Consider the following 11,489-nt stretch of genomic DNA (forward strand, 5'->3'; position numbering starts at 1 on the left):
AGCACTGTTCGATCAAGGGATTTATCAACGTCAAATCACAAGGCGGCTCTATGGAAAGGAAACCAGCCATTTTTATCAGCATCGCCAGCTATCGCGATCCGGAACTGATCCCGACGCTCCGGGATTTAATTGAGAAGGCCTCCGGATGCTACAGGCTTGCCGTGGCCGTCTGCTGGCAGGATGAGGGCGACCGCCAGCGCTTTCAGCAGGCCGGCATGACGCTCTGCGCGGCAGAATCAACAGCAGAGTATGACCTCCTGACCTGGCGTTATCTGGAGACGGAAATCCGGATGATTTCCCTGCACTATTTCTTCAGTAAAGGCGCCTGCTGGGCCAGAAACCAGTGTGAAACGCTTTACCGCGAGGAAGAGTATGTGCTGCAAATCGATTCCCACTGCCGCTTTGTAGAGGGCTGGGACAGAGAAATGGTTGCCATGCTGGAAGCGCTGAAGGTGCAAAGTGAAAAGCCGGTGCTCTCCTCTTATCCGCCGGGCTATGTACCCGGCAAAGAAGAGGAAAAAACCCAGGCGATATTTCGCCTGGTTTTCAGAGGCTTTTCCAGTGAAAAAATAGTGCAGCTCACTTCGGTTGATTTTCAACAAGCGGCGCCAGTCAGAGGGAGTTATCTGGCGGGCGGCTTTATTTTCGCCGAAGGCCGTTTCGTAAAGGAGGTGCCGAACGATCCGCAAATCTTCTTCGAGGGCGAAGAGATAGCGATGGCGGCCCGGGCCTTTACCCACGGTTATGACGTCTGGCATCCGCATAAAATAGTGCTGTGGCATTTTTACGGCAGGGAAGAGGCCAGTCGAATTTGGGGCGATCATGATGACGAGGCGAAAAAATCCGGTTCCGTAGACCGTGCCTGGCACGAAAGAGACAGCCTGTCGAAAAAAAGAGTCAGAACCCTGCTGGGTATGGAGCAGGCTGAACCGGCCGACATGGGTCGCTATGGGCTGGGCAGCAGGCGCACGCTGGCTGAGTTCGAGGCCGCGCTGGGCATCTCCTTTACCAAATTTGCCGTGCTGCCAGAAGTGCTGGGAACGGAACGTGTCGCCTGGTTTCCACCGCCCTATGGCAACTGGCGGGAAAGATTAAGCAGCCATCAGCAAAAAACTATTGGGTTGACGCAGGAAGAGTTTACCTCGCCGCTGGCTGATATCACCTGCCTGCATATTGGTGTTTATAGCAACGCCAACGATCTGCTTTATAAAAAAATCCTGTCGGGAGAGGAAATAAATGAATGCCTGGCCGGGCATGACGGCGGAGAAATCGCAATCGATCTGGACGTGACATTTCCGATCATGTTCACGCCCGCCGCGATACGTTTTAGCGCTTATGACGATAGCGACGGGTGGAGTAAGGTTGTGGAGAAAGCCTGGTGAAAAGCACAACGCTCTACCATCGCCTGATCTGCATTGATGCCCTGCTCTCTTTTGACGGCATTATTCCTTCCCTGCCGGAATTGCAGTTAATGCTGATCGCGCTTATTGAGCGGTTCAGCAAAGCGCTGATTGCTGAAGGTGAATGCGAACAACTTAGCGATGAGCTGTGCCACGCGCTCTGCTGCTATCTGGATCGGCGAGTCGCGTTACGCCTTCGCGCCGACAATATTGCCTGGGACCGCTATGCGCTGACGCACTATTTTTACGGCTATACGGACGGCCCAATGACGTTGGGCGACAGGCTTGAACCGCTGCTGGCCGACGGCCAGGGCCAGATCTTCACCTACGCCCAGAAATTGTTTCTTGTTTCGGCCTTTACCGGCAGGAACAGTGCTCCCCTGCTGTCACTGTCTGTCACTCAGCCAGCCGCCGCCTGCCAGACAGAAACAGAGGAGGCGGCTCCGGACACCATGCCGCCACGATGGCCGGCATATTTTATGCTGCCGTTGCAACTCATTCTGCTGAGCCTGCTGCTGATCGTGCTCTGGCTGTTTTGTTCTGCCTGGCTGGAGGCGCTTTAACCATGCCAGCTTCGTTGTTAAAAAATCAGCCCGCTGCCGCCGCGCCCGCCATCCTTATTATCGGCCCCTATGCCGCAAAATGGTTTTCTGAACGGCAGCCGGAACAGGAAGACGAGCCGATAAGTTGGATCGTGGTACCGGAAGCGGAAGCGTTGCCGGAAATAGTAAAGCGGATGAGAAAGAAGAAGCATCGCCTCTATGCTTTTTTCCCCTTTTTCCCGGACGGCGAGGAAACCGACGCTCAGGCGCTGGCGAAAATCGCAGCATGGCGCTTATATGAGCAGGAGGCGCTGCCGTGCGTGCTGGGTCTCTATGCCCGTCTGAGCCATGAAAGCCAGGCCGGACAGGCAAAATGGTCCGGTAAGTTTGACCTCCGCAAGGTCGGTGAAACCACCCTCGCGCGCGAGCTGGCAAAACTACTCGCCGTCTCTGAGCCGCTCAGCTGCCACTCAATCTACCGTTACGCCATGACGGACGCGCTGCGCCTGTGGTTGGAAAGTTCGGGGATAGCCAAAGCGCTACAGGCGCTGTTCTCCGGTTCTTCGCTACGGTTAAGCGCCGTTCTGCTGGCCGATAATGGCAACGGCTTTACCCGTCATGGCGCCTGGGCGCAGTGGCTACAGCAGAAATTCGGGCTCTGTCCGGGTCTTTCTCCGGGCGTTATGCTGCCCAGCTTACCTGACGTCATCGACCCGGGCGTGCCTTATCAGCCCGACAGGCAACGCTCGGGGTTTTCATGGCGCTGGCTGCCGGTTTGCGCTGCGCTGCTGCTGGCGATGCTGCTGATCGGCTCCACCTGGTTTGAGGCTAAAAATATCGCTGCGGCGACCCGTACGCTGGCCGATTTCCGGCAAACGGAAGAGACACAGCTGCAGAAAAAAAGAGCGGTTTATCAACGACTGCGCGACCAGAAACAGCAGCTGCTGTACTGCCGCGACGCCTGGTTTAGTCGGCTATGGCGATTTTCGCGCTGTGGGGAAATGGCGGCGCGCGTCAGTGACGCCCTGCAAAATTACAATCCGTCGCCGGTTTTTATGGCGTCAGGCTCCGTCGCGCTGTTTGCCAGAGGAAGCGCCACGCTCGGGCCTGACAGCAGTAAAAATCTGGCCTGGCTGCTGCCGTTAATGCAAAACAATGCCCAAACAACTTTTGCCATCGTTGGGCATTCCGACAATACCGGCAGCCCGGAAGCCAACTACCAGCTCTCGATACGCAGGGCGAAGGCGGTTCGTGACTGGCTGGTCAGCCATGCCAACGTCCCGCCGGACAAACTTGTGATTAAAGGGATGGGCGACAGCCTGCCCGTTGCCAGTAATCAGACCGGAGAAGGCCGGGAAAGAAACAGGCGTGTGGAAATCATCCCATTGGCGGATGCAACAAATAAAACAGGTGAACCATGAGTAAAAAAAAGAGCTACATCATGTACGAAGGCACTTTTCTGACCGAGGCGCCCTTTTATGATCAGAGCATTAACGTCCTGCGTTTTCGCGATCCGGAAGCGAACGAATATACCATCCTGATTAATCGATCATTTAAAAATGAGGGGCAAACGCTGGAAGAATTTTGCGAAACGCAAACTAATTTTATGGCCAACAGCCTGCCCGGCTATAAAAGCGAGGGCAAAATGCTGAAGAATGAAATCGGCCCGGCTAAGTTGCCGGTGATCCAGACGGCCAACTCTTTTCTGGAGAATGGACAGCCGGTTAAGCAGGTGCAGTCTACCGTCGAGCTTCCCTGGCATCCGGTAATCAATCCTGCCAGGCTAAATCTGATTGTATTTACGCTGGCTTCCTCAGCGGAATTTAATGACTTCCAGCGTAAGCATTATGTGCAAATCATCAACAGCTTTAATCCTGAAACCGTGTCGATAGTCGACAGTTAAGCTACCGCTTTATATGGCCCGCTTAAAGGCGGGCCGTAAGATAATGTTACAGGCAGAGCGTATTACCTTTTTTATTACCATATTTCGCTACAAAAGAGGCATATTTGTAAAATTCGACCCGGTTAAGCATCCCCATTTTTCTGATGGCGTTGCGGCAATGCGTACTGACGGTTTTTTTTGAACGCCCTAACATCCTGGATATATTTTCCGTATCGTAGCCCTGGCCAACCATCAGCATAACCTTGCTTTCTGTAGAAGAGAGCTGCATAAAGTCTTTTAGCCCGGTTAACTTATAATTTTCACGGCTGGCAAAGCTGGCCGCGTTAGTAGTGGCTATCAGCATGATTTTTCTAATCTTTCCGGTAATTTGCGGTATATTATCTCCACGACAGATAAAGGGAATGTGTAGCGCTGACAGGTGAGGTTCCGCCTGGCCCTTGCCGGCAATCGTTTCGCGCTTATAGAAAAAAACGCTGATCATAATGTCTCTGAACACAATATCGGCTTCTTTCGTTACCGGGCTACTTGTTTCTGAAACCACTTCAAATAACCCATCCCTGAGGGTTTTCCCTGCACTTGTAATCAGCGATTCAACGCCTTTCCGGTAATATACGTTATCGCTGGAAACGATTATCTTTAGCATAATATTTCATCCTGAATATAAATTACGCAATGAGTTTCTGTTTTATGCAGTCGCGCAGGTTTTTCACAACATTAATATGCTGTGACGGCGGAGATAAACGCCGGTATCGATTTTAAAGGCACAGGAAAAGTAAAAGACGGTTTACCCGCCGATGCCGTGCGCCCATCCTTACGCAAGCTTTTTCCACCTTAAAAAGTGAGTGAAATATGAACAACCCTAAAATAATAATCGATAGCAATGGCTAAAATAGCCTATAAGATCCTGATACTTTCCACTCCGGCGGTAAAACCGGGAAGAAATAACTTGCCGAAACACATCCTTTTCTATTCCGACAGACCTGCATGGATTACGTTATCTTATTGATCCCATAATAAACAGATATAGCAGTATTTTATACAAAAATAATCCGATACCGTGAATAACAAATATTCCTCAAGGAACAGGCTCAACCTTTCTGTGTGCCTTTTATGCCGTATTACTGAAGGTTACCAACAAGTCGCTATTTTATCAAAATTCAGATCGGGCACAACAAATACGGACGGCATTTGCCTGGCGGTAAAATACCTGATGGCATATTGGCATCAAATACAGGCGAAAAAACCGTCCTTACAGGCCTGCCGCTTATCACAAAAATTTTCTACCCATCTGATAATGTTCCCGCTTTACGCAAAATAATATGATGCAGAAAATCTGTAGGCATCATTAATTATTGTTGATGGGCCGTTATCCAGCAGCATATTCCAGGCTCCTGCGGATAGCACTCGCTATATAATTTATCATATAACGATATGCTATCTTTCGCGTGAACTTTACAGGCATCTGCATTCAGGCAGCCCGAAGGCTGCTTTTCGATCGGCAAGGTATAAAATGACAATAGCCTCACCGCCGCGCATGATGAAGCGCGCGCTTTACGTACTGATTTTGACAGGTATTCAGGCTCAGGCCGCTACCCAGGAAGAAACCCTCACTGTAGCCGCCGCGCCGGATAGCGAAGCGGCTGCGCCCGACAGGCAGGTCACGCTGGGTAACCTGGGCAAGCAGGAAATCCGCAATACGCCCTGGTCCGTGCAGCAAGTCTCCCCAACGCTGATGAAGCACCAGCAGTTAAAAAGCATCACGGATATCTATCGCTATATGCCTTCCGTGCAGGGTGACGGCGCCCGCCCGCAAACGCGTGGAATGCAGGGCAGCGTGGTACAGAACTCCATGATTGACGGCCTGAATGTCGTCTCAACTACCGATTACGCTGCCGAGCAGTTTGACCATCTGGAAGTGCTGAACGGTTTGGGTGGATCGCTTTACGGGCCGGCAAATCCGGCCGGGCTGTTTAACTTTGTGGCGAAGCGCCCCACCGACACCGCACAGCACAGCCTTACTTTTGGCGCCGGCACCGGCCTCAGCCGCCTGGTTTCCGGCGACTTCAGCGGCCCGCTGGACGACAATGATCGCCTGCGCTATCGCGCTAATTTTCTGGATGACGAGGGTGACGGCTTTGCGCAAGGCAGTAAAAAGCGCCGTCAGCTGTTCAGCCTGGGGCTGGACGCAACGCTAACCGATCGTACGACGTTAGAAAGCAATTTCAGTTATTACCACTATTATGAAAAAGGGCTGCCGGGCAAATTTGCGCTGGGCAATGGCCTCTCTTTCCCCGCCGCGCCGGATCCCAAAAAGACGCATCTCGGACAATACTATGCCGGTAGCAATAACCATACGCTGACGGCCAGCGTACATCTGAAGCACGATTTTGACGGGAACTGGCAGGGCGAACTGGGCGTGCTGCGGCAGATTGCCGATCGTGAATCCACGGCGGTCACGAATACTTTTACCGACCGCGCCGGTCATTATAAAACCACCACCTCCTCTTCTACGGCCAGCCGCTTTACCATTAACAGCTATATGGCGAACCTGAACGGCGAGCTGGAAACGGGCTGGCTACATCATCAGCTTTCTACCGGCCTGCGCGGCTTTGTCTGGAAAAATTATAATCCGCTGAACGGCACCACCAGCACGCTGGGTAGCGCCTCGCTCGACGAGCCGCAATCCTTTGCCGAACCGGACTACCCGGATTTCACCCATCGCTACCATTCGGCTACCGCCACGCAGCAGGCCTTTTTGCTTAGCGATACGCTGACCTTCTCACCGCAGTGGAGCCTGCTGCTGGCCGGTAGCGAAAGCTTCCTGACTTCCGCTAACTATGCAAAAACCGGCAGCCGCAGCAGCCATTCGGATAACAGCGGCTTTAGCGGATCGGCCAGCCTGATGTTCAAGCCTGTCGAACCGCTGACGCTCTATATGAGCTGGGCAGACAGCCTGCAACAGGGCGATACCGCGCCGAGCGGCTCCACGAACGCGGGCAGCATCCTGGCGCCTTATCGCAGCAAACAGCTGGAAGTGGGCAGCAAGCTGGCGATTGATAAGCTGTTGCTGACCGCCGCGCTGTTCCGGATTGACCGCCCTTTCGCTTATGCCACCGCCAGCGGCGACTATGCCGTGGACGGCAGCCAGCGCAACCGGGGGCTGGAGCTGATGGCCGACGGCGACGTTACCGACAGGCTGCATCTGTATGGCGGCATGACATGGCTCGATCCACGCCTGCGCGATACTGCCAGTCCCGCCACGAGCGGCAGGCAGATAGTGGGCCTGGCTCGCTATACGGCCAGCCTGTTCGCCGCTTACGATTTACCTTTTTTACGCGGTACGGATATTCATGGCGGCATGCACTACGTAGGACGCCGCAGTACCGATAACGCCAACGACAGCTGGACAGGAAGCTATACGACTTTCGATATCGGCAGCAGCTACACAACGCGGCTCTTCAATACGGAAACCATTTTTCGCCTGGATGTCACCAACCTGACTAATCGCCATTACTGGACGAATATCGTGCCCGGCGGCCTGAACGGCTACAGCGGCGCGGGCTATGCCAGCGCCCAGCTCGGCGAACCGCGCATGGCGCAGCTTTCTCTACAGCTGAGGTTCTGATGATAAAACCCCTGATTACGCCGCTGCTGGCGGCTCTCTTCCTGCTTTTTGCTACACCTGGCTTTGCCCGGAGCGTTATTGACGACGCCGGCAACAAGGTCGAGGTACCGCAGCAGGCCCGACGGATCGCCGACGGCTGGTATGCGCATCATTCGCTGTTGATGACCCTGGGCGCGGGCGACCGCATCGTGGCGACCGTTAATCACGCCAGCGATCGCCCCTGGATGTTTAAAATAGCGCCGTCGCTGCATCAGGCGCTGTCGGTTCATGGCCGCACGTTTAACAGCGAGGCGCTGCTGGCCGCAAAGGTCGATACAGTATTTGTAGCGGCAGAAGATGCGGATGCTGACGCTTACCGGCGGGCCGGGCTGCCGACGCTGGTCATGCACTTTGACGATTTTCCCTCTATGCAGCGCTCGCTGCTGACGACGGCCGGGGTGGTCGGCACGGCGCAGGCGCGACGGCGAGCACAAGCCTATAACGCCTGGCTCGATGCCCGGATTGCCGCTATACAGGCGAAAACCGCAGGGCTAAGCAATAGCCAGCGGCCTGGCGTTTTACATATTCAGTCCCTGCATCCGCTGAAGGTTGACGGACGCAACACGTTGATCGACACCTGGATCCGCCTGGCTGGCGGCCGCAATGTGGCGGCGGAAGTAAACGGCAATATGAAAGAAACCTCGCCGGAAAACGTGCTTTTCTGGCAGCCGGATATCATCATTATCGGCGCGGGAGCCGGAAAGCTGGCCGATTCAGACTATGCGGCGCTGTTTGCCAATCTGCAGGCGGTAAAACGCCATCAGGTCTGGCAAAATCCGGCGGGCGTGTTTCCCTGGGATCGCTACGGCACGGAAGCCGGGCTGCAAATTCAGTGGGCGGCAAAACTTCTGCATCCCGAGCTTTTCCCGCAGCTTGATATGGTCAAGGCGACGCAGGATTTTTACCGCCGCTTTTTCGATTACGCGCTAACGGTGGACCAGGCGCAGCGCATATTGCACGCGCAGGGGCCGGCATAAGCGCGGCCGTTACGGCCTGTCGGGCACGTTCCAGCTACAGTCGATTTCATCGTCGTGGCTGGAACAGTCTGCAACCGGATTATGTTGCTGAGCATGACGGTGCCCCATGCAGCCACACAGCAGTAAAAAACAGACCAGAACGCTATATTTTTTCATATTATCTTCAGAGAAAATTGCCTGAAGAAAGAATAAAAACGATAGCGTCAACGTAATGATAACGCGCCGAATAATAGCCAAAAATTAATAGTAAACTTACAACTTTGAAGGAAATAATATTATTAATATGACGCGAATAGCTATTAATTTAATCCACTATTAACACCTGAAACCTTCCCGTTAATTATTATTTATTTCGCAAGCAACACGCTATCGTTTCGGTTTGGTTGATGCCGATAAATTTATGCTTTTTTCCGTATGGCGGATCCCCCTGAGCGGCGGGGCTAAGCCAGTCAGCTAACCATGTGGCAAATAGCGGGTCAGGTTATGGCTTTTCTGACTCACCGGGAGGCACCCGGCGTCATGCGGACGCGTTCGCAGCGCAGGCTGGAAGCCTGCGCTGTGCTGTCATCAGAGCTTGTTCAGATCGTCAATCAGCGTACGGTTAAACATAGCGGGATCTTCCATCTGCGGCGCATGTCCCATTCCTGTGAATTCAATCAGCCTGGCATGGGGGATCAGTTTCGCCGCCTCTTTGCCCAGCTCGTTATAGTGCCCTATTTTCGCTTTTACCTCCGGCGGCGCGATATCGCTGCCGATAGCGGTGGTGTCTGCCGTGCCAATCAGCAGCGTCGTCGGCACCGTCAGGTTGCCAAATTCATAATAAACCGGCTGGGTAAATATCATGTCGTAGAGCAGCGCGGAATTCCAGGCAACCAGCTTGTGGCCCGGCCCGTTATTCAGCCCCGCCAGCATAGTGACCCAGCGATCGTATTCCGGCTTCCACTGGCCGCTGTAATAGGTTTTCTGCTCATACGCCTTGATGCTTTCCGCGCTGGTTTTCAGCTCTCGCTGATACCAGTCGTCCACGCTGCGCCAGGGCACGCCCTTCGCCTTCCAGTCCTCCAGCCCGATCGGGTTAACCAGCGCCAGCTTTTCTACCTGCTGTGGGTACATTAACGCATAGCGTGTAGCCAGCATCCCGCCGGTTGAATGGCCGACCAGCGTGATCTTATCAATATGCAGGCTGGCGAGCAGCTGATGCGTGTTTAACGCCAGTTGCTGGAAACTGTATTGATAGTAAGCAGGCTTGGTTGAGGTGCAAAAGCCGATCTGATCCGGCGCAATTACCCGATAGCCCGCATGACGCAGCGCCTCTATGGCATCCTGCCAGGTCACGCCGCAGAAGTTTTTGCCGTGCATCAGCACTACCGTCCGCCCGTTCGCTTTCCCTGCCGGTCGCGCGTCAATGTAGCCCATAGAAAGCGGCTGCTGTTGTGATGAAAAATTAAACTTTTCAATTGGATAAGGGAAATCGAAGCCCTGTAGCTCTACGCCATACTGCGGCGTATTGTTGGCAGCCACTGCGCTAAAGGTCAGCAGCGCGGCTGCGAGCAGCCCTGTTTTAGCCTTTTTTAACACCTTAACTCTCCTCATTAACGTTCAAAGCGAAACGATGACTTCTGAGCTTAGCGGTTAATCGTCCCGATAAGGCGTGCAGCCCTTGCTGTATAACGCCACAGCGCTTAGCAAAAAGAGCTACGCCTGTGGCGAATTCTCCACGGGTGAGTAAAGTTAATTTGTTACCATGTGTTCAAAGGGAAAACAAATGTTAAACAATGCGGGTTGGCTGGTGTCACTGCTGTGGCTAAGCCTCTGTTGCCGACTGGAGCCGGAAGCGCCAGCACGGTCGAGCTTCTTTATGAGCGCGTGACAGGTTTTGTAAATATTTGCCTGTGGAAATAAGCGGTTAAGCCGTTTCCACAGGCAAGCCAGCTTTAGCCAGCGTGGGTGTCAGCAGTAAAATCAATCACCATACGGCCTTTGATTTTCCCTTCCAGCATTTCGTCGAAAATTTCATTAATCTCCTCAAGAGAACGTTTGGTGACTTTCGGCACCACTTTTCCCTCTGCCGCGAACTGAAAAGCCTCAGCCAGATCTTCACGCGTGCCCACCAGCGAGCCGACCACCTGAATACCGTCCAGAACGAGACGTGGGATATTCAGACTCATCGACTCCGGCGGCAGGCCAACGGCCACGATACGGCCACCGGCACGCATGGCGTCTACCGCCGAATTAAATGCCGCTTTGGCTACTGCCGTTACCACTGCCGCATGCGCACCGCCCGTTTTTTCCTGAATGATCTTCGCCGCATCCTCCTTCAGCGAGTTGATAACTAAGTCGGCGCCCATTTCTTTGGCGAAAGCCAGCTGCGCATCGTTTACGTCCACGGCGATGACTTTGGCATTAAAAACATTTTTGGCATATTGCAGCGCCAGATTGCCCAGTCCGCCCAGGCCGTAAATTGCCAGCCACTTGCCTGGCTGAATGCCAGAAACCTTTACCGCTTTATAGGTGGTGACGCCCGCGCAGGTTACGCTGCTGGCCGCTGCCGGATCCAGCCCGTCCGGCACTTTCACCGCGTAGTCCGCTACCACGATACACTCTTCCGCCATGCCGCCGTCGGCGGTAAAACCGGCATTTAATACGTTGCGGCACAGGGTTTCATTGCCCGTCGTGCAGTATTCGCAGTGGCCGCAGCCTTTATAAAACCACGCCACGCTGGCCCTGTCGCCCACCTTCAATGAGGTCACGCCAGGCCCGACCTCGCTGACGACGCCGACGCCTTCATGGCCGAGCACCACGCCGGTACGATCGCCAAAATCCCCATTTTTAACGTGCAGATCCGTGTGGCAGACACCGCAGCATTCCATTTTTAACAGCGCTTCGCCATGCGCCAGCGCGCGCAGCTTTTTCTCAACGATATCGACAGTATGATTCTTGTTGACCACGGCAGCTTTCATTGTGCTTTCCTCTTCGGTTGGGTTTTTAACTATATAAACATTT

The 11,489-nt window shown here is 53.8% G+C and carries 10 protein-coding genes; 6 read left to right on the plus strand and 4 right to left on the minus strand.

From position 1 onward, the window contains the following. Positions 1 to 50 precede the first annotated feature (50 nt). The 4 genes from ACMGEE_RS13055 to ACMGEE_RS13070 are packed head-to-tail and all read left to right on the plus strand — an operon-like array spanning position 51 to position 3,845. Positions 51 to 1,382, plus strand: coding sequence for a GlcNAc-transferase family protein (locus ACMGEE_RS13055; protein ID WP_301730625.1), 1,332 nt, complete (start codon positions 51 to 53; stop codon positions 1,380 to 1,382). Continuing rightward, positions 1,379 to 1,963: a DotU family type IV/VI secretion system protein gene (locus ACMGEE_RS13060; RefSeq protein WP_301730624.1), complete on the plus strand. Its 585-nt coding sequence runs from the start codon at positions 1,379 to 1,381 to the stop codon at positions 1,961 to 1,963. Before ACMGEE_RS13055 ends, ACMGEE_RS13060 begins: the two co-directional genes overlap by 4 nt. A gap of 2 nt (positions 1,964 to 1,965) precedes the next feature. Further along, positions 1,966 to 3,363, plus strand: a complete 1,398-nt coding sequence (locus ACMGEE_RS13065) for an OmpA family protein (protein ID WP_301252833.1) — start codon at positions 1,966 to 1,968, stop codon at positions 3,361 to 3,363. Then, positions 3,360 to 3,845: a DcrB-related protein gene (locus ACMGEE_RS13070; protein ID WP_253456389.1), complete on the plus strand. Its 486-nt coding sequence runs from the start codon at positions 3,360 to 3,362 to the stop codon at positions 3,843 to 3,845. The genes ACMGEE_RS13065 and ACMGEE_RS13070 overlap by 4 nt, the downstream gene beginning before the upstream one ends. A 46-nt stretch (positions 3,846 to 3,891) precedes the next feature. Here the strand turns inward: ACMGEE_RS13070 and ACMGEE_RS13075 are convergent, their stop codons facing one another. Then, the gene (locus ACMGEE_RS13075; protein ID WP_301730623.1) at positions 3,892 to 4,488 is read right to left on the minus strand and encodes a helix-turn-helix domain-containing protein; all 597 of its coding nucleotides are present in this window, start codon (positions 4,486 to 4,488) and stop codon (positions 3,892 to 3,894) included. An 867-nt stretch (positions 4,489 to 5,355) separates the two neighbouring features. Here ACMGEE_RS13075 and ACMGEE_RS13080 point away from each other — a divergent pair. Both ACMGEE_RS13080 and ACMGEE_RS13085 read left to right on the plus strand, forming a co-directional pair. Next, the gene (locus ACMGEE_RS13080) at positions 5,356 to 7,470 is read left to right on the plus strand and encodes a TonB-dependent receptor (protein WP_436830170.1); all 2,115 of its coding nucleotides are present in this window, start codon (positions 5,356 to 5,358) and stop codon (positions 7,468 to 7,470) included. Beyond that, the gene (locus tag ACMGEE_RS13085) at positions 7,470 to 8,486 is read left to right on the plus strand and encodes an ABC transporter substrate-binding protein (RefSeq protein WP_253456398.1); all 1,017 of its coding nucleotides are present in this window, start codon (positions 7,470 to 7,472) and stop codon (positions 8,484 to 8,486) included. The genes ACMGEE_RS13080 and ACMGEE_RS13085 overlap by 1 nt, the downstream gene beginning before the upstream one ends. Positions 8,487 to 8,495: 9 nt before the next feature. On the opposite strand, the gene ACMGEE_RS13090 is transcribed toward ACMGEE_RS13085, so the two are convergent. The 3 genes from ACMGEE_RS13090 to adhP all read right to left on the minus strand — a co-directional run bounded on the left by ACMGEE_RS13090 (position 8,496) and on the right by adhP (position 11,446). After that, on the minus strand, positions 8,496 to 8,642 hold the full coding sequence (locus tag ACMGEE_RS13090; RefSeq protein WP_253456401.1) for a hypothetical protein: 147 nt from the start codon (positions 8,640 to 8,642) through the stop codon (positions 8,496 to 8,498). Between the two features lie 411 nt (positions 8,643 to 9,053). After that, positions 9,054 to 10,064 carry an alpha/beta fold hydrolase gene (locus ACMGEE_RS13095; RefSeq protein ID WP_301730620.1) on the minus strand — a complete coding sequence of 337 codons (1,011 nt, stop codon included), beginning with the start codon at positions 10,062 to 10,064 and terminating at the stop codon, positions 9,054 to 9,056. Positions 10,065 to 10,420: 356 nt separating this feature from the next. Continuing rightward, positions 10,421 to 11,446, minus strand: a complete 1,026-nt coding sequence (gene adhP, locus ACMGEE_RS13100; RefSeq protein WP_253456406.1) for an alcohol dehydrogenase AdhP — start codon at positions 11,444 to 11,446, stop codon at positions 10,421 to 10,423. Positions 11,447 to 11,489: the final 43 nt, after the last annotated feature.

It is taken from the genome of Erwinia artemisiae, from assembly GCF_051400835.1.
Lineage (GTDB): Bacteria > Pseudomonadota > Gammaproteobacteria > Enterobacterales > Enterobacteriaceae > Erwinia > Erwinia aeris.